The sequence below is a fragment of the Candidatus Chlorohelix sp. genome, assembly GCF_037138995.1.
Lineage (GTDB): Bacteria > Chloroflexota > Chloroflexia > Chloroheliales > Chloroheliaceae > Chlorohelix.
Genome location: NZ_JBAXHI010000040.1, coordinates 1 through 25,844 on the forward strand (window position 1 = coordinate 1; position 25,844 = coordinate 25,844).

A 25,844-nucleotide genomic window follows, 5' to 3' on the forward strand; every position below is an offset into this window, starting at 1 on the left:
GCCTACCAATGTTGTTTAGACCCTTCCCTTGTTGCTTCTTAGCTTGATGCCTATGCGGCGACGCTGGAGTCGCCCTTTGTGTGTTGCCCCAAACCCATGGGATTCATACCAACCGCATGCGGGCGTGTCGAGCCACGCCCCTCCGAACCCGAACCCTCCGAACCCGATTGTAACAAGCCCCTTGCCTGAACCCTTGCCACCAATTCCCATGAGAATTGCGCCACCGAACGAGGGCGCAATCGAGGGCAAGAGCAACCTCCCACAGAATTAAACTATCCTCGCCTCATCCCCCATGATTCACGCTAAATTGAAATATACGAACATTTTTGCTATAATAGATAAGCCAATAGCAAGCGGTGAAACCAACTCAAAGACACTTCGTTAATTACCATGAGGTAAATAATTCCGCCATATAGAAAAGGAAGTTGTACAAGTGTCGCAACAAAATTTTTCCAGTATTGAAATGAGCGCGGAAGAGCGAAAAGAAGCGATTTCTCGGATAATTCAAGATTATCTAACGCGAGAAGGGCGTGGAGTAAGTTGGTTGGCAGAGCAAATAAAAGTGCATCGCACCACCATATCGCGCATACTGCACCGGAAGGTACTGGCAGATGCCGCCACCTACCGCGCATTAGCAGAGACTATCGGGTTTCCATCTGAAAAAATGCTGACGTTGGCGGGCTATCTGACAGACGATGCCGCCGAATCGCCGGAACTGGACGATCCAGAGTTGGGCTTTTACCTGAGCCAAATCGGCAAGATGCCCGCCAAAACCCGCGAAATCGTCAAAACCATTTTGCGCGAAGAATACCGCTTGTTAGAAGACCAAAAAGAGATGTCACCGGAAAGACCCCATTTTGCGCGTAAGTTGCAAAGCACAATTATATAGGTGACTACTCAGCCGCTTTTATCAAGATAAGATGCGCCCGCGCGTTGGATTGCATGTGGTTCAGGCAAGGAGTTTAAGCCCCTTGTTACAATTTGAGGGGTTCGGGAGGGGATAAGAAAATGCAATGGTTCGATAGTTTTAATCCGCAATTTCCAACCGAAAAAGCTGCGCGTCTAGCCTTGAACTTGATAGAACATTTTGAGTTGCACCGCGAACCCACCGAAGCAATTGATACCAGCCCTCTTCTCAATAAATTTGACCTGCGCTTTATGGAACTGCCCGAATCTACCTGCGGTTTTACGCTCGATGTAGAGCGCAAAATCATTATCGCGCTCAACCATAACCTGACAACCGAATTGACCCGCTATGTAGCAATGCACGAGGTTGGGCATGTGGCATGTTGGCATCCCAATCAGTTAAACGCTTGCGAAGAAGGACGCTTCGTTTATAATCAGCTTGAGACGGAAGCCACCACCGTTGCGGCTTACCTGCTCGTGCCGGAAGTGGCGGTATTACGTCCGGCGTTGCCCATCCTCAAAGCGATAGCCAATCATTACACCGTCCCGCCCGAATTGGTGCGTATTCGCCGCCATCTGTATCTCAAACACGGTTTCTAGAGCAGCTTAACGGCGCGTTCTTCGGCAGAATCAAGGGCAGCGCACATCAATTCAAGGTCGCGCAAGCACTCGGTAGGAGAAGCTAGTACCCGCTTACCAAAGCGAATCGCCTCGTAAAAGTTCAGAAATTCTTCATAATAGCTGCTAGTTTCAGCCGCCCAATATTGCGCCTCTTTAAATCCCCCTCCATCAAAAGTTTGTGACAACAAACGCGCATCGTTTTTCTTGGAAAGCTGAATTTGCCCGTGTGTGCCGTAAATAATACAATCCGGCTGGTCGCGGGGCGGTAACAGATTAGGGCTTGCGCCGGTATAAATCATGTTGCCGAGCGTGCCGTTGCGAAAGCGCAGATTTATTGAAATCGTATCGGGCGAACTGGTAGCGGTTTTGTGCATATGACGGGCAAAAGCATGCACCTGTTCCACCTCTCCCGCCAACCGCCGTAACATTGCAATATAATGGATACCGCCATCCATTAAAATACCGCCGCGATACTGATTATCAATGCGCCAAGCGGTCGCGGCATAACCCTGAGAGGTATCCATTCGCACAAAGTTTTGAGCGGTAATTAGCGCTACCTCTCCTAACAACTTTTCTTCAAACGCCCAACGATGCGCTATTGCTAATTCAGGGCGATAGTGGTAATTCTCGGCAATCTCAATTGCCAGCCCTTTGGTAGCGGCAAGGCTCTCCAGAATCGGGGCAAGTTTGCGCCCTTGCGCTAGGTTGGCAGCGAGCGGCTTTTCGCAAATGAGATGTTTCCCCGCCAGCGCGGCATCTTGCATCACCTCCGCGTTAAGATGAATCGGCAGCGAAATCAGCGCCGCCTCCACCTCATTATCCTGTAGCAATTCGCGGTAACTGGAATAGGCGCGGATTTCGCTTTCTTCGCCAAAATGGGCTTTGTTCAAATCAGCCGACAACCGGATGGATTCGGAAAGGGTTTCCGGCGCAATATCGCAAACGGCGGTAATTCGGAAATGCCCCTTGAGTGCGGTTAGGGCGGGCAAGTGTAAGCGTTTGAAAGCCAGCCCTGCCCCAATCAAACCTAACTTAACAGGGGCGTTGTTTTCTTCGGTTTGCGCCATTTTTTTCCTCCTCTATATTATGTAAACTTGTAGCTAAAAACTTGATACTTCAATTATATCCTTTTTGCAAGCGGTTATAGGGGGTGTTATAATCGGGCAGATTAAAATTCGTGAATCCCAGCACAGGAGTTAGCCAATGAAATTATCCCTTGAACAAATAGAGAACGTGGCACACCTAGCGCGGTTACAGCTTACCGAAGCCGAAAAAGAGAAGATGCGCGAAGAACTTGCGCCGATTCTTACCTATTTTGAAATTCTGAAAGAACTGGATACCGACCAAATCTCGCCTACTGCTCAGGTGATTGCTGTGCAGAATCTTATGCGCCCAGACGAGGTGCGCGAGTCTGCGCCGATTTCGGATGCGCTGGCGAATGCGCCGATGCACGAAGCTGGTTTCTTCCGCATCAGGGCTGTTTTTACCGAAGAAGAATAATAATTGTAACTATACAGTCCGGACGAAAAGGGGTGCAGGGGAAACTCCCCGCCGGGGTAATAGGAGTGTCCCCTATACTCCCTTCCTCTCTTTCCCCCCTTGAGGGGGTTAGGGGGTGAATAGTTACTAATAATTTAACTGCTCTTTATTGAGAAAATATCAGGGTAAATATGGAATTACATTCGCTAAACATAACCGAAGCCGCCGCACTCCTACGCAAAAAGGAAATCACCAGCCGCGAGCTTACTACCGCCGTTATCAAGCGCATAGAAGAAGTGGATGGTCGGGTTAAAGCCTTTATGACGCTAACCCCAGAACTAGCGTTGCAACAAGCGGATGCCGCCGATAAAATCTTGCAAGACGGCGCGGAAGATGCTAACCCTTTGTTGGGTATCCCCATGAGCTTGAAAGATGTGCTGAGTACCAGAGGGATACGGACTGCTTGCGGCAGCAAAATTCTTGAAAATTACGTGCCGATTTACGATGCAACCGTTGCTCACAAACTCTACGAATCGGGCGCGGTTATGCTTGGCAAGAACAATATGGACGAGTTCGCGATGGGTAGCAGCACCGAAAATAGCAGCTATTTCGCCACTCACAACCCTTGGAACCTCGCTACCGTACCGGGAGGAAGTAGCGGCGGGAGCAGCGCCTCAGTAGCGGCAGGCGAAGGCTTCTTCAGTGTTGGCTCAGATACGGGCGGAAGCATCCGCCAACCAGCAGCTTTATGCGGGGTGGTCGGCTTAAAGCCCACCTATGGGCGCGTTTCTCGCTATGGTCTGATTGCTTTTGCCAGTTCCTTAGACCAACTCGGACCCTTTACCCGTAGCGTTGCCGATGCCGCGCTAGTCATGAACGTGATTGCCGGGCATGACCCGAAGGATAGCACCTCGATTAATGCGCCTGTGCCGGATTATACCAAAGCGCTTGTGCCAAACCTCAACGGCATGAAACTTGCCCTACCCCGCGAATACTTTATCGGGGGAGTTGAACCCGGCGTAGAACGAGCGGTTCTCGAAGCCGTAGAAAAGATGAAAGAATTGGGCGCAACAGTGGAGGAAGTTTCCATGCCTCACACTAAGTACGCCATCAGCACCTACTACATCATCGCCCCAGCAGAAGCCAGCGCGAACCTCGCCCGTTACGATGGTATTAAATACGGCTACAGCGACCCGGCAGCGGTGGAAATGTGGGACGGCTATTTCAAAACTCGCGGTCATGGCTTCGGACCTGAAGTGAAGCGGCGTATTATGATTGGCACTTACGCCCTAAGTAGCGGCTATTACGATGCCTACTACCTGAAAGCTCAAAAAGTACGTACCCTCATTCGAGGCGATTTTGACAAGGTGTTCGAGAAGTTTGACGCGATTATCGCGCCTACTTCGCCCTCAGTCGCCTTCAAAATTGGCGACAAGGTTTCCGACCCGTTGGCAATGTACCTGAACGATATTTTCACCATCCCCGCGAATATGGCGGGTACGCCCGGTATGTCTATTCCTTGCGGTTTCAGCAACGGGCTACCGGTGGGCTTGCAAATTCTCGGACCGGTGCTAGGCGAGGAGAAAGTTTTCAGAGTCGCCTATGCCTACGAACAAGCGACCGAATGGTACAAACAACATCCGGCGCTTTAATTAAAAAAAGGTTTTAAATAAATGGCAGGTAGTACCTTTGGAAAAGCGTTTAGCATCACCACTTGGGGCGAATCTCACGGCGCAGGGGTGGGCGTGGTGGTGGACGGTTGCCCGGCAGGGCTGGAAATTAGCGCGGAAGAAATTCAAAGTGAATTGAACCGGCGCAAAACCGGACAGAGCCAAATGACTACCCCACGTCAGGAAAAAGACCTGATTCAAATTATGTCGGGCGTATTCGAGGGCAAGACTACCGGAACGCCCATTTCGATGCTGGTCTATAACGAAGATGCGGACAGCAGCAAGTATGACGAAATCAAGGATAAGTTCCGCCCCGGTCACGCCGATTTCAGCTATCTTGCCAAATACGGCATGCGCGACCATCGCGGGGGTGGGCGCAGCAGCGCACGCGAAACGGTTGGGCGAGTGGCAGCGGGTGCAATTGCCCGGAAGTTGTTGGCGCATTACGGCGTTAAAGTGGTTGCCTATACCAAAGAACTTGGCGGCATCGTAGCGCAAAAAATTGATTTTGATGAGATTGAGCGCAATTTGGTACGCTGCCCTGACCCTGATGTTGCGTCCCAAATGGTAGAAATAGTGCTACAGGCTAAGAAAGAGCTAGACTCGCTTGGCGGTGTGGCGGAAGTCGTGGCAATCGGCGTACCTCCCGGTTTGGGCGAACCCGTTTTCGATAAGCTCGATGCGGAAATCGCCAAAGCCATGCTCAGTATCCCCGCCATTAAGGGCATCGAGTTCGGCGCAGGTTTCGCGCTGGCACGGATGCGTGGTTCACAATCGAATGACCCGTTTATCAATGTGGGCGGGAAAATCGGCACGATAGAAAACAAGGCGGGCGGTATTCTTGGCGGGATAAGCACCGGAGAGGATATTCTGGTAAGGCTGGCAGTTAAACCCACTTCTTCCATTGCGCGAGAACAGAACACGGTAAACATTGACGGAGAAGCGACCACCATCGAGGTGCGCGGAAGGCACGACCCAACTATAATTGTACGCGCCATTCCGGTTATCGAAGCGATGCTGTGCCTGACCTTGGCAGACCATTTGATGCGTCAACGGTTGGCGCGTCTTGAATACATTCAATAAACAACGTTATCTCGATACTTAAAGCATAACCCCATAGCAGGTTTTAAATGGCATTAGCATGCGAAAAGGGCTTTTTCTGCAAAACTGAAGTTGTAAAACAGTGTAGCTATTGCGGCAAGCACTTTTGTATGCAACATGGACACCCAGATAAAGCAATCTGCAAAAGCCCCGCATGTATGCGTAAGTGTCGTTATGAACTGGCAGCGGCAGAACGCCTTGCTTACGAAGAAGAAAAGCAAGCCTTGGGGTTTGAGCGAAATAACGCCCATTTTTGCGGCAACGAAACCTGTAACCGCGAATTTTATCTAGCCTGTGGGCGTTGTGAAGTGCAGTTTTGCCCAACTCATATTTCCCGCTATAGTTACCACTTTGACATTCACACCATCCGAGGCACAACTAGAATTAGAGGTGAAATCAATCTCTGTGAACTCTGCAAGCCCCATCTCAACGATTACAAAAAAGACCGTTACGAGTAAACTATCACCCCCCCCCCTTTCAACATATTGGATTTTAGGTAAACTCTTAACGCTTTTATGCGGTTGCACTTTCTTTGCAAATGGAGCGATTGATAACAGTAAAGGGAGTTTGTTGAAAGGGGGGGGGTATTGACAAAAAACTAAATTAGTTTATAATCATATTAGCATTAAAAATGTCGAGGCACATTAGAGAGAAATTAACAACCTAAATGAATCTAAATATGTATGCTGAATATTTAGTAAACCTGACGACAAACTGTCCTGAATAAATTCCACAACTGCGTGGGGAGTAAGAGCATTTAGAGCAATCCTCCGCAGTAAGCTCTTCTCGCAATCAAGCTGCAAGCTAAATAAGTCTGTAGCAATGGCTTACAGACCCAGTTATAGCAGACATCAAGCTTAAGTTGTAGAACTTTTTAATCTATTAGAATTTATCTTTAGCAAAGTCATATCGCAACGGCGCGATAAGCTACGCTATTATGCTACCTATCGCAACGGCGCGATAGGCAAGTTTTGTCGCCATAATGGCAGGGGTGGCGTTTAGCCCGCCACTCCTCTATTTTCTTGTGCTGAATCTTACCCTACAAAGAGTAGGTAGGAAAGTAGCAATCACTACTAATTTTGGTAGCTTTAAGAGTGACTGCTGGAAAAGGAATAATTAACATGTTAGCGCTTGTTGTTAATGATACCCCTGAATTTCGAAAAGTGGTGCGCTTAATCCTAGAGATAAATGGACACTCTGTGATTGAAGCGAACTCCTATAGCGAAAGTTATATGCAAGCAGCTGCATTAAAACCTAAGATTGTGCTAGTGGATAACATTATTAACTCAGAACCTTGTATTAATTTGTGCAAGGATATTCAGGCAATTCCGGGCATGGAAGAAACCGAATTTCTAATTTTTACCGACCTTGAGAATGAGTCAGTAGATGGAACCGACATCAACCTAAAGGGGATTATAAAAAAACCCCACATAATACAGGATTTGAAAACTCACTTGCCACAGCTAGACATCTAAGAATAGAATATTTACCCCCTGTTTTATCCATCCCCAAGCAATCAAAACAAAAAGTCAGGCTAACCCGCTGGCTTTTTTATTTGCTGTTTCCCCGTTACCACCATCCCCCATGAGAATTGCGCCACCGAACGAGGGCGCATCGAGCCACGCCCACCTGTCCCCCGAACGGGGGATACGAATTAAAACCATCTTGCCCATTCCAAGAGAATTAACCCGTAGGGGCGACGCTGGAGTCGCCCTTCGCCCCCAATCCCATGAGATTTTACTTGCAATGCTGAAATTAATAGATTATTATAACTCTATAATTAGATAATATAATGGGCATAATTCAATAGCCCCGTTCTGTGGGGTTGGTAGTATTACTTCCGTTGGCGTAGTCTGTGTCTTTGGTATTATGACCATTTATTCCAGCGATACTTAATAATTATGCTACTCTCTGGAAGAAAAACGCTTCATTCCCACTGGCATATTCTACCTATGATGTAGTCTTTTGCAAGGTCTCGAACTCGCCTGATGCTAATCTCGGCTATATATGCCTTGCTACCCAGCGCAACTGTAACGTTGTAATGGATGTTTTTGGCTATTACGAGGGCAACTAAAAATAAAGCTGGAAACTTTTTAATGTCTTTTGCCGAAAGAAGAAAAGCATTTTTGCATCTGCCCACAGCCTTTGTTGCGGGTAGATTTTATTTTTTGCTACTGCTTTTGATGGCAACTTATGTAACTGTCATTATGTGCTTGCTGGCATTTCGCTTGAACCACTATCTGGATGGCTTTGACCTTGCGTTTTACCAGCAGGCTACTTGGAACACGCTCAACGGGCGATTTCTGGAAGTATCCGGCACCGATTTCAGCCGTTCGCTGCTTGGCACCGATGTGCTGTTGATTTACGCTTTACTTGCTCCCTTCTACGCTCTGTGGCAATCGCCGTTAATGCTCTTGTTAGTAGAAACAGTGGTGGTAGCGTTGGGCGCGTTGCCTGTGTTTTGGCTGGCATGCGAACGGTTGCAAAGCCAATGGGCAGGTTTGGGCATGGCGTTGCTATATTTGATGCTGCTTTCAGTGCAGAACGGCAACCTCTACGAGTTACGTGAGCGTCCCTTCGCCATGAGCTTTTTGCTCTTCGCCTTTTACTATTACGAAAAAAACCGCTTCTGGCAGTTCATGGTCTTTTCTGTGTTAGCTTTGATGTGTCGCCCTGAAAATGGGCTGGTTCTGCTAATGTTAGCTTTGTATGGCTGGCTCAAACATAGACAGCAAGAAAAAAGCTGGCGTTATATAGTGAGTCCGGCATTGCTTGGGGCAATCTGGTTTGGCGTAGCGGTTTATCTGATTATTCCTGCCAACGCTGCCGCGGGGACAATTGCGCTTGGTGAAAACTTTCCGGGCGGTTCTCCACAGTCAGCCCTATTTAGCGCGATAACTGACCCGGCAAAAGGCTTACCCGCTCTGTTTCCTACTGACAAGGTTCTGACCGATAAATTACTATATATCCCCTGCTTGCTCTTGCCGTTCTTGTTTCTACCATTAGGTAGCTCAACCCACTTGTTGATGGCACTGCCCGCATTAGCCTTGAATCTACTTTCAATTCGTCCTACTCAATGGAACGCCTTTGACTATCATTATCAAGGTTCGATTGTGCCATGGCTCATTGCCGCTACAATCTTTACACTTGAGAAAATCAAATGTAATCCTCGTCTTACGAGCTTGCTAAAAGAAAAAACCGTGCCGTTATTATTGGCAATTGCGCTGTTAGTTACGCTGGCGGTAAATGTAGCCGGTCCGAATAAGTTCAAGCAACTGGTAAAAGAACAACCTCAATGGGCAGATGGTAAAGCTTTGTTAGCGCAAATACCTACGGATGCGCCTCTCGCAATCACCAATACTTGGGCATCATTGGTTCCGCCGCGTCAGGGCTTATGGCTTTTCAAGCGTATGACCCTTTATTCGATGCACCCGGAGAAAGACGCGCAATACATCTTTGCATGGAAACGCGGCGATGGTGGTAAAGAAATGGATTTGGTCAAAGAAGTGCTTGCTGACCCTGCTTGGAAGATTCAGGCGGAGCAGGGCGAGTTTCTGTTGCTTAAACGAAATTAGCCCCAAATTAGCCGGACAGTACAGGGCGATTGCAAGGTCGGTATTCCAATGTCAACACGCCAAGAAGATTAACCCGTAGGGGCGACGCTTGAGTCCATTTGTCCCAACTAAATACAAATGTTCTACCATATTTTGTTGACATAATAGGTTTTACTTGGCACTAAAGTGCCGATCATAAGATTAGCGAAGTCTCTTCGAGACTAAAATCCGCTTCAGGCGAACAGAATACCCAGTTCCGTAGGAACTTTGCTACCCGTAGTGTGGAAATTTATTCCTGCACAGGCTTACCTTAGCTGGATTCAATGCGAAAAACGTTGTGTTAGACGAATGAAAACGCTATTTTAATGCTAAATATCTATTATTTAAGTATTTATTGTCGATTCTCTAATTACTTGGGACAAGTGGTGGCTCGACACGCCCCTACAAAATCACCTCGCGCCTTTGCACAAATCCCTTTGAGAATCGTTTTATAGAGGACAATTTCTTTCTTGCAACAGCCCTGCCGGACAGTACCTCGCAATTGCCAAGTAACCCCCTAGTCTTTATAATGATTTTGCAATATGGTGATTCAAAAAGTATAAATATTCTTATTTTTCATAAAAAAGAACTGCATTAATAAAAGTTAGGAGAACTTAAAGCCGTGTTCTTGGGCATAAACTATAGCGGTTATCACGATAGCTCGGTTTCGCTGATAGATAAAAGTGGAAATCTTATATTCGCTGCTAGTGAAGAGCGTTTTAGTCGTTTAAAGAAAGATGGGCGCTTTCCTCGTCTTGCGCTCAATCGGGTTGATTTGAATACTATAGATGAAATTTGCATTCCTTTTCTGGAAGAGGTACCGCATGCTGATTTACGCAATTTTGATGAGGTTTACAAGGACGATTTGCTTTTAAGACCTACCCCTTTTTATGATTATCCCGCTGTTCCTGATAGCTTGAAAGAAATTCATAGAAAAATTGGCAAGCCCTTACATTATTTCGACCACCATCTTTCACATGCGGCGGCGGGCTATTATATGGCTGGTATGGAGGAGGCAATGATTGTTACCAGCGATTACGGAGGTCCAAATTGTGCTTGGAATATGGGCATTTACAAGGCTACCCCCACCGAGATTATGCCTCTGCACATGGCGGCGGGATCGCATTTCAATGCGCTATGCGGGATTTATGCTGATGTAACCGCTATGCTTGGTTTCAGACCGGCACTTCACGAAGGCAAAATAACCGGGTTAGCCGCTTATGGTAAAGATAACCCTGCTTGTGAGGAAGCTCTTTGGGAATTGTACAAGGAGATTACCACCTATAGAATCCCTTTAACCTTTTGGGTAAATTATATGGTACCCGAAAACGCGCCTTCTTATGAGGTTGATCGGGGGCTTGCCCAATATTATCGTAATAAATTGAAAGACTATAACGATATTGATATTGCCCATTCCGTTCAGCGGTTGGTTGAGAAAAAGACTCTTTCAATTCTTTCCAAAGCTCTAAAAAGCTACAATGCCAAAGCCATAATTTTGGCTGGCGGCTTTTTTGCCAATGTTAAGGTCAATCTAGAAATCAAAAGACAATTAGGTTTTGAGGAGATTTTTGTTTGCCCCCCAATGGGTGATGAAGGGGTATCGTTGGGCGCGGCTGCCTTGCGCTGGTCTGAGGCTACCGGATGTTCGCTCTACCGCGAAAAACATCACAAGCTCTATTTGGGCGGTTCTGTAATAGCTGACCAACCTGAAGAATTGGGCAAATTAGGGGTGAATTTCTCGGTTATTGAAGATGAAGCTGAGCTTGTCGCTCAATTATTGAGCGAAGGCAAAATCGTTGTCCGCACCACTGGCGATATGGAATTTGGTCCCCGCGCTTTGGGTAATCGGAGCATTCTTTATCAGGCAACCGACTCAAGCGTGAATGATTGGCTCAACAAGAAATTGCGCCGGACTGAATTTATGCCTTTTGCGCCTTTCCTGAAAGCGGAAAACGCGCCTCAGCTATTCGATGAGGTGGAATTAAGCGGCGCAACGCATTCGGCAGAATTTATGACTATCTGTTTGCAGTGTAAACCGGAAGTGAGACAAACCAGCCCGGCGGTTGTACATGTTGATGGAACTGCTCGCCCGCAGCTTGTTGATAAAGCTGTCAATCCAGAATTGTATGCTATCCTTGATAGATATGAAGCTAAAACCGGACTCCCGATGCTGATTAATACTAGTTTCAATGTGCATGATGAGCCGATTGTTGCCAGCGCGGAAGATGCCTTAGTAGGCTTTTTCCAGAGCGGGTTAGATTGCCTCGTTCTCGGTAAAAGTTTGGTGCGCCGTGAAGATAATCTCCATATGATAGAAATAGCCAGAGCATTTGAGAACACCGGGCTAAAAATAGAGAAAAACCTTAAAGACGCGGTTTCCCGAAGTTTTGGTCTTCGGATGCAGGAACTTGTGCATGGCTTGCAATGGGCATTGAACCAGATTGAATACTCGAGAAGTTCTTTAGAAGAAGTTACAAGTCGTTTGGAAGCTAAATCTGCCCAACTCACTGGCGCTCATTCTGCTTATGAAGAAATAAGCAATTATGTCTCACATTGTGAGGCTCAAATAGCGGTTAAAAATGAGCATATAAAACACCTAGAGGAAGTTATTGAAGGGCAGCAAAAAGCGTTATTAAGCAAAAAAGGCATTACGGATACCGCCACTTTTGCGCTGCGCCGCGCTTATAAGGCGCTAAAACGTCCTAAAGATAAATAATATGATATTTCTACCTTTTAAGCGAGTAATCTTTAGCGAATGCAAATATACTTAAGTTTGCTGTAAGGAGTAGCAATGAGCGAGCATAAAGCCCAAGAAACTGGTTTGCGAATTGTTTTTGTGCATGGCGCGGGTGAGAATGCTGCTGCATGGGATGCTCAGACTAGTTATTTTGCCCATGCCGAAGCGGTTAACCTGCCCGGACACCATCCCTACGAATTTGTAGGGAGTGAAGGTCGTTCAACGGTGGATGATTATGCGCGTTGGCTGCACGATTATATCCGCGCTGAACATAATGTGGACAAGGAAACCCGCAAAGTTTTACTGGTAGGACATTCAATGGGTAGTTCGATTGTGCTTAAATATGCGCTAATGTTTGGCAAAGAATTTCTGGCAGGCATTGTGTTGGTAGGTGGGGGCGCAAAAATGCGGGTTAGCCCCAAAATCCTTGAGGGTTTACAGACGGACTACAAAGCTACAATTGACCTGCTAATTGATTATGCCTATACTGCTGCCGCTACGCCTGAAATGAAACTCAAAAGCCAGCATATGAAGCTGCTGATGTCTCCTGAGATTGCATACGGGGATTTTATGGCTTGTAGTAACTTTGACATAACGATGGAGTTAGAAAAATTGCCGAGAATACCAACGCTGGTAATCGGCGCGACTGCCGACCAACTAATGCCGCCCAAATTATCACATTATCTGGCGGAAAATATACCGGGGGCGCAACTGCAAATAATGGATGCCACTGGTCATAATATGCATGTGGAAAAACCTCACGAGTTCAACAAAATTCTGGACGAGTTCATTTCCACGCTTAAACGCTAATTTAACAGAACAGAATCGCGAGAAAAAGCAGGGCAGGAGAAAATATACTCCCGCCCTATTGCTTCACTTGTTCAATTCGGTAATAGTGCGCTCAATCAAATCCACCGCATTTTTGAGAGCGGGTATATCGAAGGCGAAATGCGCCCCGGCAGTGGCGTACAGTTCGGGTAAGGAGACCGTTCCGCCTAATCGCTGCGCGTTTCGGTATGCTTGCACCGCTTCATTCGCATTTTTCAGCGAGTTTGCCCATACCTGCACCGCGCCCAATTGCGCCATCCCGTATTCCACATAATAGAAGGGATACTGAAAGATGTGTAATTTGCGATGCCAGCCTGTAGCTTTTTCTTCTTCCAAACCGCTCCAATCCTCGCCCGGCATAAAACGCTCCCACAATTGACTCCACTTGTGGTCACAGTTGGCGGGGTTAGCAGCTTCATCTGGATTTGCGTAAGCCCAGAGTTGGAAGGCATCCACTACCGCCATATAGGGCCAGAACAGCAAAATCTTTTCGAGATGTGCCACCTGCGCCCGTGTCGCTTCTTCCGGGCTGTAGAATCCGGCTTCATGCAGATAGGGCGTGCCAAGTAACTCCATCGCCATCGAAGCGACTTCGTTGAACTCACTGCCTACGCCTCGTTGCTGCCGATACGGCAATTTGGCGGTCTCGAAAGCGTGAAAAGCGTGTCCGGCTTCATGTAACATTGTAGTCACATCGCGCTGTGTGCCGACTGCGTTCATGAAAATAAAGGGGCGATGTTTTCCCTGAACAAATAAATCGCTACAATAGCCGCCCGGCGCTTTAGCCTTGCGGTTTTCTAGGTCGAGTAATTGTTCGCGGCACATGATAGCGAAATATTCGCCCAATTCGGCATCTACCTTCTTGAACACTACCTCGGCGCGTTCCTGTAATTGCGCTCCATTTGCAAACGGTTTAAGAGGTGGCAAATCGCGAGTTTCAACTTCAATATCCCATGGTCGCAAAGTCTCTACGCCCAATTGCTTTTTACGGCGCTCATATATGCGGGTGGCAGCAGGCACTACCGTTTCCAGAATCGCTTGGTGAAAAGCAAGGCAATCTTTTGGGGTATAGTCAAATCGGTTAAGCTGTTTCCACTTATATTCGGTGTAACTTCCAAGCCCGGCATTGGCGGCAATCTGGCGGCGTAGCTCTAACATATTGACCCAAAGTTGGTTAAAAGCCTCGCGGTCTTGCAATTGGCGTTGCAAATCGGCTCTCCAAGCTTTTTGGCGGGTTTCGTGGTCACGCTCCAGCAATATCAAGCGTAGGCGGGATAGGGTTAGTTCTTCCCCATTCCACATAACCGCTTGCGCCCCGCTGATTTTGGCGTATTCGTTTGAAAGCTTTGCTTCTTCTGCCATCAGGGGCAGATTTTCTGTGCGGAAAATTTCGGTGGCAACCCTCATTTTTTTGAGGGGGATTTCCATTCCTCTAGGAATTAAACCGGATTCCAACAGCTTGCGAATCAAACGATTTTCGGCGGAACGCAAAGGTGGCAAATTGTTTTGCAACCACTCGTTGAGTTCATTTTCCAGTCCGGTGTCTGCTGTATTACAACTGACCGCTACCTTGAGATGAGCAAAGTAACCAATTACCACATCGCTCAGGTTTGTCCAATCAGCCAGCCATTTTTCCCGGTTTCCAGAGTTTAGCTCGCGCTTTTCGAGTTCTTCATAAAAGGGCGCGATACCGTCCCATTTCCAATTTTTTATTTCCTCGCTGATGGAAGGAAGAGAGGCTAGCATTTATCTATTCCTTTCTGGTATTTGTCAGTAGGGCGTTTGCAAAGTCAGTATCTATATTTTCAACGGTTCTCCAAACCACCAAGAAAATCGTTTTTGTAGTCCGTTGCCTCAACCCCATGAGATTTGTGCCTCCCAACGAGGGCATCGCGATGCGCCCCTACAAAATCACCTCGCACCCTTGCCCAAACCCCTTTGAGAACCGTTTTATAGAGGACAATTCCTTTCTTGCAACAGCCCTGTATTTGTCAGATTCTTGATTTAATTGTGCAAACATAATACACTATTTCACCTGTTTTACTAAACCTGCTCGCGGAAAAGGGCATATATGCTGAAGTAACCGAAATTGCGCTACTGACATAGATGTCTATAATGGTGTGTGTTTGGTATTTGGAGTAAATGTGCAAAATTAAGACTAAGGGACACGTGCGAGTTCTCCTCAATTGTGATAAAATCGAATAAGAGAGGCAAGATGAAATATAATATAAGGGTTATTAAATCAGGGATGCGACTATGAAATATAAAACGCTCGGTCGTACAGGGTTAGTTGTTTCTGAGATTGGGTTTGGCACTTGGGCTATTGGTGGTAACAACCACGGCAATAGTTATGGTCCCACCGATGACGAAATTTCTGTAAAAGCAATTGCGAAAGCGCTTGAGCTTGGTTGTAATTTTTTTGATACTGCCGATGTGTATGGCTACGGGCATAGTGAAATCGTACTTGGGCAGGGTTTAAAAGCGGCTGGCAAGCTAAATGATGTTATTATCGCCAGTAAAGTTGGCGGCAATTTCTATAGCGGCAAAACCGTTGTTGATTTCAGTCGCGATTACATTCGTAAAGCGCTACAGGAAAGCCTGAAGCGTCTGCAACGTGATTACATAGACCTTTACCAGCTACACAATCCTAGCCGTCCGGTAATTGAAGACGGGCAGGTGTTTGAAGCTCTGGACGAACTCAAGAAAGAAGGGCTGATTCGCCATTACGGCGTTTCAATCCACAGTGTGCAAGAAGGAATTGCCTGTATTAAATCCGGCAAACCTGATACGCTGCAACTGGTCTATAATCTTACTTCTATGATTCAGAGCGAGAACCCCGCAGAAGAGCTATTCCCGCTGGCGAAAGAAAGCAATGTTGGCATTATCGCTCGCGAACCATTGGCTAACGGCTTCCTAACGGGCAAGCAGCATCGTGATACCAACTATGAAAAGGGCGATATTAGGGCGAGTTGGCCCGGAACCTATCGCACTTATAAAATCAACCTAGCTCAAAAGCTCATGTTCCTTCAAAACAAGGAACGCACAATGACTCAAGCGGCTTTGCGTTTTGTGCTGGATGAGCCTGCAATTTCAACTATGATTGTGGGGGTTAAAACTCCGCAACAGGCAATTGAGAATTTTATTGCTTCCGACCTAACCGCCCTTTCGGAATCAGATCACAAAAAGGTTGAAACGGTACTACTGGGTTAAGCTCCTAATACCTGCTGCCCACAGGTATTATCATTAACTCGCGTGGGGACAGCGAATTTGGAAGTACAACAAAATCTGGCGAGTAACGCGGCATCAAATAATGCCGCAATGGAACAGCCACAGGGCTTAATTGCTCGCCAGTGGCATAGATTAATGGCTGACCCTGTTTTCGCCTTTTGTTGGCATATCTATTTGACTCACCGGTTGTTGCTCTTTGCTTTGGGGGCAGCGTTGGTGATACTTGCTCCGGTAGAACCTCCTATGGGCGCAAGTCTTTTGCGCGATTTAGACCCCAATTTCTGGGGTCCCGGTTTCTTTTTCTTGCAACCTTGGCAAAGATGGGATACCAACTGGTATATCCATATTGCCCGCTTTGGCTATGATATTGGGAATGGCACCACTAATTTCCCGCCACTCTACCCACTTCTTATTGCGGTTCTAGGTAAATTGCTGGTAGGTCAGCATATGCTCGCCGCCTTGTTGGTTTCTAACATTGCTTATTTGGCAGCGATGTTCTATCTGTACCGCCTCTCTGCCCTGATTTTTGATGATGAAATTGCCCGCAAAACGCTGATATGGCTGGCAGTATTTCCCGGAGCTTTCTTTTTGTTGGGCGGTTATACCGAATCGCTGTATCTAGCGTTGGCTTGCGCCGCTTTCTATTATGGTGAGAAAGACCGCTGGGTGCTGGCGGCAGTTCTGGCAGGGTTCGCTGGAATAACCCGTATTCAAGGCTTTATTTTGATTCTTCCGTTGGGCTATCTCTATATGCAGCAGCGCGATTGGAAATGGCGAAAACTGGATCGTAATGCGTTGGCGCTGGCATTAGCTCCTTCTTTACTGGCGTTATACTTTTTCTATGTCTATTTTGTGTTGGGCGACCACAATTTTGGTAATCACCTTTCGATAATCTGGAGTGTGCGGTTTGCGCCACCGTGGGAGTCTTTCTTTGGTGGGCTTATTGCTATGTTTAACCCTTCCAATGTCAGCAACCTGATTTATAATGTGCTGGATTTGGTTACACTGGTAATATTTATTTGCTTCTCTATAGTATGGTGGCAACGCAAATTGCCTCGCCAGTATCTTATCTATATTGGCACTAGTCTGCTGGTTTACCTTACCCGCGCCGGGACAGGCGAGTTTATCTGGATGAGTATGACCCGCTACTTAGTAGTTCTTTTCCCTTGCTTCATGTTGATGGCAAAATCTGCCCCCCGCCTTCTCCTAAGATTTAGCGCGGCGCTACAAGCCCTCTGGGCAACTCTGTTTATTTTCTGGATGTGGGCGGGCTAACCACAGGTGGTATAAATTGCTTTACCGTTTTACTTGTTATGAAAGGATAAAATTTTAGAAATGCGCGAAGAGCATTTGGTAAACGCCGGGTGGTTGTCAGCACGTCTAAATGACCCATCCCTCAGAATAATTGATATGCGTGGCTATGTGCTTGCAGTAACTGCTGAAGACGGTACGCAAGAAGCCCGCTATACCGGAGCGCGGGAAGAATACGAAGCGTCACATATCCCCGGTGCAGTTTATCTGGATTGGACTAAGGATATAGTTGATTTGAATGACCCTGTACCGGTGCAAGTCGCAGGGGCGCAACAAATTGCTCATGTTTTGAGCGATGCCGGTATCGGGGATGAGCATACCATTATAGTTTATGATGCTCATCCGGCGATGCAATTTGCTACCCGTATGTGGTGGGTATTGCGCTATTATGGACACCACGATGTGCGGGTTTTAGATGGCGGCTGGAACAAATGGAGTAAGGAAGGAAATCCTTCCAATGCTCTTTTGCCTCACCATAAATTCGCTGTCTTTACTCCTCGCTTGCATCCTGAACTGAGAGCAGAGGCTGAACAGGTAAAAGATATGCTTGGCAAACCGGGGATTACACTGGTGGACGCGCGTGATATAGGGCAATATAGCGGTAAAATCCGGCGCGGTACTCGCGGTGGGCATATTCCGAGCGCAATCAGCCTTCCTCGCGAAGAATTGATAGATAGCGCCAGCGGCACATTTAAAAGCGATGCCGAGATTCGAGCGATTGCCGAGAACGCCGGGTTAAAGCCTGAAGACCAAATCGTGGCGTACTGTAACGGTGGAGTGGCGGCAACCTCCGTTCTATTCAGTCTTTCTATTATTGGTTTTCATAAATTGACCAATTATGATGGTAGCTGGAACGAGTGGAACGAGCGCGAAGATTTGCCGATAGAGTAGGATTAAAAAGTAACGCTTCCGCTCTTGGTTTGAGAGCGGTTTTTTTTCACTTGAGCAAATCTTTGCGGATATAAATCAAAAGCCCATCGCTACCATAAGCACTGGTGGCTATTTTCTGTAGCAAGGTGTAATTTTCCTTGAATTGCTGCGATAGGTTAAGGCTGTTACGCACGAATAGCTCTAGGCTTATAACATATTCAGGGTTTAGCTCATTCACCATACGGGTTGGAATGGCGTTATTGCTGGCTAATTCGTTGGGTGGGACAGGATAATACTTCAAAGCGCCGGGCGAAATCAGCCCCACCGAGTCGAAAATACGGGCGTTGGCGTAGTACCCAAGCATACCGATTTCGGGAGCGATTATGGTATCGGTTGGCTTTAGGTGCGGTGAAATTAGTTGCGCGGCTTCCCGATAATATTCCGGCGATTTCATACGGGTGCGCCCCCAGTCGTAAGCTTGCATCTGATTAGCAAGGCTTACCTCCAGATAAAGCACAATCCCTGCCACAAATAGGCGATTAAAGCCTACTTTTGGCTTGACCCAACGCGAAGCCCAACTTCTAATCCAGTTACTCCATTGGTAAAGTCCGGTAGTAGTGAGTAAGAGATACCATAAAACGAGCGGCACCAGATACCAATCAAATATCAGCACATCGCGATAGGTAGCCAGCACATATGCGCCGTTTAGCAGAAGCGGGAATGCCAGCGCTATACTTCCGGCTACTCGGTCTGTTTTCCAAATGCGCCATATCCCTGCCAAAATCAGCGCAAGGAATATTATTGTTGCTGCCAGCCCAAGCGCGAATATTTTCTTGCCATCTGGCAACTTCATGGCGGTGATAAATTGCCCAATAGGGTTATCCCACGCAATCAGGCTAAATTGCTTGAAACGCGCCAGCCCTGTTTCGGCGAAAATATAAACCTTGTCCCCTTTAGCGGTAATCGAATGAGGAATGGGGCTGCCGAAATAAAGGGTGGCAAACAACGCCCAAGGCGCACCGGTAGCCGCCATTAACAGAGATTCGCGCCATGGTATGCCGCGCCGAATGACCCCCGCAGCTATTAACACCAACCCCGCTATGATGATTCCTTCGGGGCGGCAAAGGGTGGCTAGGGAAGCGGCAAACGCGCCCCATACAGTTTGCCGCGTTACCGTAAGGTAGAAGGAGAGTAGTAGTAGAAATGAGAAAAGCGAGGTTTCCATCCCACCGATGCACCAGTTGGTACTAAATACCGAAACGGCAAATAGCAGAGGTGCAGCATATACGACACCCTGCGCTTTCTCTCCAATGAATTTTCTGCCAAGCAGATATAGTAAAACTAAGCTGACGCAATCTGCCAGAGTGTTGATAATTAAGGCTATCCAGCCCAAATCGCTGTTAAAAGGAAAATGCAATAACGCCAGCAGCAGGGTATAAAGCGGCGTAGTAGTGCCAAGCACAAACTCACCAGCGTTATAAACGAAGCCTGTACCGTTAGTGATGTTTTCCACGTAGCGAAAAGTGATAAAAGCGTCATCATAAGGGCGCGGACCGTTGATAAGACGCAGAGTGGCGGCGAGGATAACCAACACCGCCAGTATCGGATTTAAACGGGTTTTAGGCAATTCCTTTAAACAGGTCGGATCTATTGGCGGGTGCTTCGCCCGTTTGGTTAATAATCTCTACTACTTTATTACGTGCTTCCGGTTGCAAAAGTGCTTGCACCATTACTTCTGCCACATCTTCCCGCGAGATGCGTCCGGGGGCTTCCAACTTCGAGCGGATTAATACGCCAACCCCGCCCGGTTCGTTTACCAACCCGCCGGGGCGCACTATGGTGTAGGGAACACCACAGCCGATTATAACTTCTTCGGCTTTGCTTTTCAGCCGTAGCACTGGGGCAATCTGGGGGAACTGCTCCGGGTTGTCAGTACCAAGTGAAGTACACATCACAATATGCTCTGTGCCGGCTGTTTTGATGGCGATTGACAGTAGATTTATAAAGGTAACTTCAATTGCTTCGGTTTCAATTGGTTCGCGGAAATTACGCGCTCCGGTGGCGGTGATGACATATTTTATGCCTTCAAGGGCGGTTTGGAGTTCTGCTGGGTCGGTCAGGTTTGTTACTTGAACCTCCACACCGGGCATTTGCAATGCTTCTGCCTTTTCAGGGGTACGTACCAACGCCTTTACAGGGATGTTCTTTGCCAGCAAAGCTTTAACGACTCGGCTGCCAGTTTCGCCGCTCGCTCCAATGACCAGAACTAAGTCTTCCAAATGTGCCATTTTTTCTCTTTCCTGACAGTAAATTGACCTACAAAATGAAGCTATATTTTACCATGTCGGGGTGTGGATTGCCGCTTCTTTTTTGCCGTTGTAGTGCTGTGAAAGCCATTCCAGCACAATTTGATTAAATTCCTCACCACGTTCATCATTGGAGGATAAACGCGCCCGTTCAATTATCGCCAACTCGGTTTGGGGGCGCAATTTCAGGAATAGCTCCGAATCCTTCAAAGGGGTGATTTTGGCTTCGCGCCCCCACACAATGAGAGTTGGTTGCGAGATTTTCTCCCATTCGCCCCTTACAGAGTGATTCAAGTAGAAAGTGATAAAGCATACTGGGGCGTATTTGGCGTTAGGCTGATGCCCGGTGGCGTAATATCCTTCAATTAACTCTTTATCAATGCCAGTTTTATCCAAATAGCTGTCTCGCCCAAGAAATATTTTGGTAGATAAGCGTGTGGTTAGCAGCGAAAAAACCGCACTTCCCAATTTGCCATATAGCCAGCGATGCGCTCGTTTTAAGATTGCTGGAGGTGGGAAATCCAAACGTTCCAATCCGGTTGGGCTAATTAGTACCAAGGGTCCAAATAGCTGAGGGTCACTTACTGCCGCGCTGATAACATGCGCTGCGCTCAGGCTGGTAACAACTATGGCGGGAGCTATACCTTCCAATTCCAGAATGTGACTGGCAAAATCACGCGCGAACTCGATATAGAGCTTGGCGGTATAATCAATGGGTTTCCGCTCGGAACGCCCGTAACCGGGCAAATCTGGAACATATACTCGGTAATGTTTTGCAAATTCCTCATAATTTCGCCGATACTCATAGCCCCATGCGGCGGCATTAATCCCATGCAGCATTAGCAGGGGTGCGCCCTCTCCCAGAATTGAGTACACCACCTTATGTTCGCGCCACAGGAATGTACGCTCCTCACCCGGCAAGGTTAAAGTGGCATAGCTCTTATTTTTCCGATTCAACAGATTTCGCATAATTTTTCTCCTTAATTATAAATACTATTGATTCTAGTGTGAAAATAGGTTTAATACCAGAGGTTACACCGGAATTTGAATTAGCTTAAGGTGAAGAAATAAAAAAGCCCCGACCTTTTATGGGTCAAGGGCTTTCTACTCCAGAATTTTATACGATGCTTGGGTCTTTATGTTCACCGTAAACTTTACGCAACACTCCGGTTATTTCCCCAAGGGTGGCGTAAGCGTTGCAAGCTTCGATGAGGTAGGGCATCATATTTTCCTTGTTTTCGGTAGCTTTTTGGCGTATCGTTTCAAGGGCAGCGCCGGTTTTCTCATTGTCGCGTTCCATGCGGAGACGCGCCAAACGCTCACATTGGCGGCGGTAACCATCTGGGTCTATTTGCAGGAAAGGAATTTCCAGCGGCGCGTTATCCACGTAGTCGTTCACGCCCACGAAAATGCGCTTTTTGCTGTCAATTTCTTCTTGGAAGCGGCAACTGGCATCTACGATTTCTTTCTGAGGGAACCCGTGATTAATTGCTGCCAGCATCCCGCCCATTGCATCTATTCTTCGTTTGTATTCGTAAAAGCCTTTTTCCATTTCGTTGGTGAGGGCTTCCACCAAATAGCTACCGCCCAATGGGTCAACGCTGGTAGTGACTCCGGATTCGTGGGCGATAATTTGCTGAGTACGCAAAGCGATTTTGACGGCTTTGTCGCTTGGTAGGGCAAGCGCCTCATCCATCGAGTTGGTGTGTAGGGATTGAGTGCCGCCCAAAACCGCTGCCAGCCCTTGAATGGCAGTACGTACAATGTTATTCTCAGGTTGCGAAGCGGTAAGGCTACACCCTGCGGTTTGGGTATGGAAGCGCAATAACCAGCTACGCGCCTGTTTGGAACCATAGTTCGTGCGTAATTCATGCGCCCAGATGCGGCGTGCCGCCCTAAACTTGGCAATTTCCTCGAAGAAGTCGTTATGGCAGTTAAAGAAGAAGCTGAGGCGGGGCGCAAAATCATCCACATCCAACCCGCGCTTGATGCCCTCTTCCACATAAGTAAGCCCATCTATCAGGGTAAAGGCGAGTTCCTGAAGGGCGGTACTGCCTGCCTCGCGAATATGATACCCGCTGATGCTAATGGTATTCCAGCGCGGCATTTCTTTCGAGCCGAACTCCATTGTATCTACCACCAATTTGAGGCTTGGTTCGGGTGGGTATATATAGGTATTCTGAGCAATATACTCTTTGAGAATATCATTTTGGGTAGTGCCGCCTAGTATGCGGCGGGGGTAGCCCTTCTTTTCGGCAGCCGCAATGTACATCGCCCAAACCACAGGGGCGGGTCCGTTTATGGTCATGCTGGTGGTAACTTGGTCGAGTGGAATACCATCTAACAGGATTTCCATATCTTCGAGGCTGTTCATTGCCACGCCGCATTTGCCCATTTCGCCTTCGCTCAAAGGGTCATCGCTATCGCGCCCGTAAAGGGTGGGGAAATCGTAGGCGATACTTAACCCGGTTTCGCCATGTTCTAGTAGGTATTTAAAACGTTTGTTGGTTTCTTCGGCAGTGCCAAACCCGGCAAACTGGCGCATAGTCCAATTTTTGGCGCGATACATATTGGCATGCACGCCGCGAGTAAATGGATATTCGCCCGGCATGCCGAGGTCACGTTCGTAATCCAGAGCTTCCACATCGGCGGGGGTGTAGAGGCGGTTAACCTTCATACCGCTAATAGTAGTAAATTCAACTCCGTTTTCTGGGGCGCGTTCCGGTACGCGCTCTATGGTTTTTTTAAGGGTGGTACTTTCCCACTGCCTTCTCTGCTCTTTAATCCGACTTACTTTGTCAGGGTTATAACTACTCATTGTTATAAATTACCTCCTGCTATTAAAAAAAGCATGTCTTATACTCTATAAGGTTCACGATAGCATATATGCACAATTTTAACATATATTCATAACATGGCATTAATCAATTGTTATGGAGGTACGGGGCTTTTGCAAAATCAGTATTTATATTTTCAACGGTTCTCCAAACCACCAAGAAAATCGTTTTTGTATCCCCCATCCGGGGGACAGGCGAACCGCCATTCTTTTATTGCCACATCACCCACAAAAAACTCCACCGAACGAGGGCATCGCGATGCGCCCCTACGGGTTAATCTTCTTGGCGTGTTGACATTGGAATACCGACCTTGCCCCTGCCCTGATTGCCAGTTTTAACAATAGTTGCAACAGCATTAGGCAAGCACTATAATCAGCAGTCAGGCAAGCTATTATTCAACCAGCGGGCGATAGGTTTGCGCCCTGCGAAGATTAGGAGACCAGATGTATAACCCTCTGCTTGAACGTCTTGAGAAAGGACCTATCCTATGTGACGGAGGGATGGGCAGCCTCATTTTTGCACGTGGTATTCCATACCAGCAATGCTATGAGGAATTGAACATTACCCAACCTGATTTCATCCAGCAAATTCACCGCGATTATATTGCAGCGGGGGCTGAAATTATTGAGACTAATACCTTCGGAGGTAACCAATATCGCCTTGCTAGGCACGGCCTAGAAAATCGGGTGCGTGAGTTTAACCTGAAAGGCGCAAAAATCGCTAAAGAAGCTCGCGATATTTCAGGCGAAAATGTAATGGTAGCAGGCTCAATCGGTCCATTGGGTCAGGTAGCGGGGTCAGGTGGCGGTCTCACTTCTGAGCAGATTCAGGAAGCTTTCCGCGAACAAATCGAAGCTCTTATGGAAGGTGGCGTAGATTTACTTATTTTCGAAACCTTCTATGATTTTATTGAAATGAAACTGGCACTTGAAATTGCTCGTAAGCTTACCAATATGCCTATCGTGGCGCAAATGACCTTCATCGAAGATGGCACTACTTTTTCGGGGAATACTCCGGCACAGGTGGTGCAAATGCTGCGTGAGGGTGGCGCGGATGTAATCGGTATAAACTGCCATATCGGACCTCAGGGTACGCTTTCGGTGCTGGAGCAAATGGTCACTTCCGCTCCTGAATTTCATAATTTCTCAGCACAACCAAACGCTGGTGCGCCTATCCGAGCAGAAGGGCGTATGCTCTACCAAGCTACTCCCGAATATTTCGCCGGATTGGTGCCGGAATTTCTTGGTTTAGGTGTGAAAATACTGGGCGGTTGCTGTGGCACTACCCCCGAACACATCGTCGCAATGCGCCATGCTATCGACTCGCTGTTGCCTGAGCAAGTTAAGAAATTCGCGCCGGGTAGTTCTGGTGAGTATATTTTCAGCCCTCCACATCATGACCCCGGACCGGATAATCAAGAGCAATCTACCGGAGGCGCTTTGCAACGCACTTTGGATAAATCTACCAACTGTGAGCCAACTGAACTTGCCCGGAAACTGGCTTCCAAAGAGTTTGTGGTGAGCGTGGAATTGCTTCCGCCCAAAGGCATTAATCCTACCCGGATGCTTCAGGCGGCTTCGCGCATGGCAGAACTAGGTGCTGATGTTGTTAATATCACCGATAGCGCAATGGCAAAGGTGCGTATGGGTAGTATGACTTGTGCAATCCTTATCAAGCAATCGGTAGGCATTGAAACCATTATTCACTATACTAGCCGTGACCGCAACCTGATGGCTTTGCAGAGCGATTTGCTGGGCGCACATGCTAATGGCATCCGCAACGTGTTGGCGCTTACCGGCGACCCGCCGCGCTTGGGGGATTATCCTGGAGCGAGTGGGATTTGGGATGTAGACTCAATTGGGCTGGTTTCGATGATGAATCGCTTTAATCAGGGTGCTGATTGGAATGGAACTAGCATCGGTACGCCTGCCAATTTCAATATTGGCTGCGCTTTTGAACCTACCGCCCATGATGTAGAGGTGCATATTGAGCGATTGCGTAAGAAAATCGAAGCGGGCGCACATTTTATTATGACCCAACCGGTTTTCGATGTGGAAATTTTGCGCGAAACTCTAGGTAGGCTGGGCAACATTAAATTACCCATTATTGCGGGTATAATGCTACTACATAATTACAAACTCGCAGAATACATTCATAATGAAGTACCCGGCATCGTTATTCCCCCACGTGTGTTAGGACGCATGCGCGAGGCAGGCGATAAAGCTTCGCTGGAAGGGCTAAAAATTGCCGCTGAACTGATTGAACAAATGGGTAGCATGGTGCAAGGTGTGTACCTGATGCCGCATGGCAAATACGATGCCAGCGCGGAACTGGTCAGAATGCTCAAGGTATAAGGA

General features: G+C 47.5%; 23 protein-coding genes. 16 read left to right on the forward strand and 7 right to left on the reverse strand.

Annotated elements, in window-relative coordinates; all coding sequences use genetic code 11:
• The first annotated feature begins 52 nt into the window (after window positions 1-52).
• The 3 genes from WCK19_RS15015 (at window position 53) to WCK19_RS15025 (ending at window position 1,506) form a co-directional block, all read left to right on the forward strand.
• On the forward strand, window positions 53-271 hold the full coding sequence (locus WCK19_RS15015) for a hypothetical protein (protein WP_342398207.1): 219 nt from the start codon (window positions 53-55) through the stop codon (window positions 269-271).
• 162 nt (window positions 272-433) lie between these two features.
• Window positions 434-889: a hypothetical protein gene (locus tag WCK19_RS15020; protein ID WP_342398208.1), complete on the forward strand. Its 456-nt coding sequence runs from the start codon at window positions 434-436 to the stop codon at window positions 887-889.
• A gap of 119 nt (window positions 890-1,008) precedes the next feature.
• The gene (locus WCK19_RS15025) at window positions 1,009-1,506 is read left to right on the forward strand and encodes an ImmA/IrrE family metallo-endopeptidase (protein WP_342398209.1); all 498 of its coding nucleotides are present in this window, start codon (window positions 1,009-1,011) and stop codon (window positions 1,504-1,506) included.
• Here WCK19_RS15025 and WCK19_RS15030 read toward each other — a convergent pair.
• A complete protein-coding gene (locus tag WCK19_RS15030; RefSeq protein ID WP_342398210.1) occupies window positions 1,503-2,594 on the reverse strand; it encodes a Gfo/Idh/MocA family oxidoreductase in 1,092 nt (363 codons plus the stop codon). The genes WCK19_RS15025 and WCK19_RS15030 overlap by 4 nt on opposite strands.
• Before the next feature lie 136 nt (window positions 2,595-2,730).
• Between WCK19_RS15030 and gatC the strand changes: the two genes are divergently transcribed.
• From gatC to WCK19_RS15055, 5 genes are all read left to right on the forward strand, one after another.
• A complete protein-coding gene (gatC, locus tag WCK19_RS15035) occupies window positions 2,731-3,027 on the forward strand; it encodes an Asp-tRNA(Asn)/Glu-tRNA(Gln) amidotransferase subunit GatC (protein WP_342398211.1) in 297 nt (98 codons plus the stop codon).
• A gap of 170 nt (window positions 3,028-3,197) precedes the next feature.
• Complete coding sequence (gene gatA / locus WCK19_RS15040) at window positions 3,198-4,658, forward strand: Asp-tRNA(Asn)/Glu-tRNA(Gln) amidotransferase subunit GatA (protein ID WP_342398212.1); 1,461 nt, start codon at window positions 3,198-3,200, stop codon at window positions 4,656-4,658.
• A gap of 21 nt (window positions 4,659-4,679) precedes the next feature.
• Window positions 4,680-5,759 (forward strand): chorismate synthase, encoded by a 1,080-nt coding sequence (gene aroC, locus WCK19_RS15045; protein WP_342398213.1) that lies wholly within the window; start codon window positions 4,680-4,682, stop codon window positions 5,757-5,759.
• A 47-nt stretch (window positions 5,760-5,806) separates the two neighbouring features.
• Entirely contained in the window at window positions 5,807-6,235 is a 429-nt protein-coding gene (locus tag WCK19_RS15050) for a hypothetical protein (RefSeq protein ID WP_342398214.1), read from the forward strand.
• 663 nt (window positions 6,236-6,898) lie between these two features.
• Window positions 6,899-7,252, forward strand: a complete 354-nt coding sequence (locus WCK19_RS15055) for a response regulator (protein ID WP_342398215.1) — start codon at window positions 6,899-6,901, stop codon at window positions 7,250-7,252.
• A gap of 54 nt (window positions 7,253-7,306) precedes the next feature.
• Here the strand turns inward: WCK19_RS15055 and WCK19_RS15060 are convergent, their stop codons facing one another.
• A complete protein-coding gene (locus WCK19_RS15060) occupies window positions 7,307-7,441 on the reverse strand; it encodes a hypothetical protein (RefSeq protein WP_342398216.1) in 135 nt (44 codons plus the stop codon).
• A gap of 432 nt (window positions 7,442-7,873) precedes the next feature.
• Between WCK19_RS15060 and WCK19_RS15065 the strand changes: the two genes are divergently transcribed.
• The 3 genes from WCK19_RS15065 (at window position 7,874) to WCK19_RS15075 (ending at window position 12,917) form a co-directional block, all read left to right on the forward strand.
• Window positions 7,874-9,352 carry a DUF2079 domain-containing protein gene (locus WCK19_RS15065; RefSeq protein WP_342398217.1) on the forward strand — a complete coding sequence of 493 codons (1,479 nt, stop codon included), beginning with the start codon at window positions 7,874-7,876 and terminating at the stop codon, window positions 9,350-9,352.
• Between the two features lie 640 nt (window positions 9,353-9,992).
• Window positions 9,993-12,086 carry a carbamoyltransferase C-terminal domain-containing protein gene (locus WCK19_RS15070; RefSeq protein WP_342398218.1) on the forward strand — a complete coding sequence of 698 codons (2,094 nt, stop codon included), beginning with the start codon at window positions 9,993-9,995 and terminating at the stop codon, window positions 12,084-12,086.
• A 75-nt stretch (window positions 12,087-12,161) separates the two neighbouring features.
• Entirely contained in the window at window positions 12,162-12,917 is a 756-nt protein-coding gene (locus WCK19_RS15075) for an alpha/beta hydrolase (protein WP_342398219.1), read from the forward strand.
• Between the two features lie 63 nt (window positions 12,918-12,980).
• Here WCK19_RS15075 and WCK19_RS15080 read toward each other — a convergent pair whose 3' ends face one another.
• Window positions 12,981-14,681 carry a M3 family oligoendopeptidase gene (locus WCK19_RS15080; protein ID WP_342398220.1) on the reverse strand — a complete coding sequence of 567 codons (1,701 nt, stop codon included), beginning with the start codon at window positions 14,679-14,681 and terminating at the stop codon, window positions 12,981-12,983.
• Between the two features lie 510 nt (window positions 14,682-15,191).
• Here WCK19_RS15080 and WCK19_RS15085 point away from each other — a divergent pair.
• The 3 genes from WCK19_RS15085 to WCK19_RS15095 are packed head-to-tail and all read left to right on the forward strand — an operon-like array spanning window position 15,192 to window position 18,365.
• Entirely contained in the window at window positions 15,192-16,145 is a 954-nt protein-coding gene (locus tag WCK19_RS15085; protein ID WP_342398221.1) for an aldo/keto reductase, read from the forward strand.
• 57 nt (window positions 16,146-16,202) lie between these two features.
• The gene (locus WCK19_RS15090) at window positions 16,203-17,438 is read left to right on the forward strand and encodes a glycosyltransferase family 39 protein (RefSeq protein ID WP_342398222.1); all 1,236 of its coding nucleotides are present in this window, start codon (window positions 16,203-16,205) and stop codon (window positions 17,436-17,438) included.
• A gap of 60 nt (window positions 17,439-17,498) precedes the next feature.
• Entirely contained in the window at window positions 17,499-18,365 is an 867-nt protein-coding gene (locus WCK19_RS15095) for a sulfurtransferase (protein ID WP_342398223.1), read from the forward strand.
• Window positions 18,366-18,411: 46 nt separating this feature from the next.
• Here the strand turns inward: WCK19_RS15095 and WCK19_RS15100 are convergent, their stop codons facing one another.
• The 4 genes from WCK19_RS15100 to WCK19_RS15115 form a co-directional block, all read right to left on the reverse strand.
• The gene (locus WCK19_RS15100; protein WP_342398224.1) at window positions 18,412-19,971 is read right to left on the reverse strand and encodes a hypothetical protein; all 1,560 of its coding nucleotides are present in this window, start codon (window positions 19,969-19,971) and stop codon (window positions 18,412-18,414) included.
• Window positions 19,964-20,632, reverse strand: a complete 669-nt coding sequence (locus WCK19_RS15105) for an SDR family oxidoreductase (protein ID WP_342398225.1) — start codon at window positions 20,630-20,632, stop codon at window positions 19,964-19,966. The genes WCK19_RS15100 and WCK19_RS15105 overlap by 8 nt, the downstream gene beginning before the upstream one ends.
• 48 nt (window positions 20,633-20,680) lie before the next feature.
• Window positions 20,681-21,619 (reverse strand): alpha/beta fold hydrolase, encoded by a 939-nt coding sequence (locus WCK19_RS15110; RefSeq protein WP_342398226.1) that lies wholly within the window; start codon window positions 21,617-21,619, stop codon window positions 20,681-20,683.
• Window positions 21,620-21,767: 148 nt separating this feature from the next.
• A complete protein-coding gene (locus WCK19_RS15115) occupies window positions 21,768-23,468 on the reverse strand; it encodes a methylmalonyl-CoA mutase family protein (RefSeq protein ID WP_342398227.1) in 1,701 nt (566 codons plus the stop codon).
• A gap of 189 nt (window positions 23,469-23,657) precedes the next feature.
• Here WCK19_RS15115 and WCK19_RS15120 point away from each other — a divergent pair, with 189 nt between their 5' ends.
• Both WCK19_RS15120 and WCK19_RS15125 read left to right on the forward strand, forming a co-directional pair.
• Window positions 23,658-23,825, forward strand: coding sequence for a hypothetical protein (locus WCK19_RS15120; RefSeq protein ID WP_342398228.1), 168 nt, complete (start codon window positions 23,658-23,660; stop codon window positions 23,823-23,825).
• Between the two features lie 105 nt (window positions 23,826-23,930).
• Window positions 23,931-25,841 carry a bifunctional homocysteine S-methyltransferase/methylenetetrahydrofolate reductase gene (locus WCK19_RS15125; protein WP_342398229.1) on the forward strand — a complete coding sequence of 637 codons (1,911 nt, stop codon included), beginning with the start codon at window positions 23,931-23,933 and terminating at the stop codon, window positions 25,839-25,841.
• The last annotated feature ends 3 nt before the right edge of the window (window positions 25,842-25,844 follow it).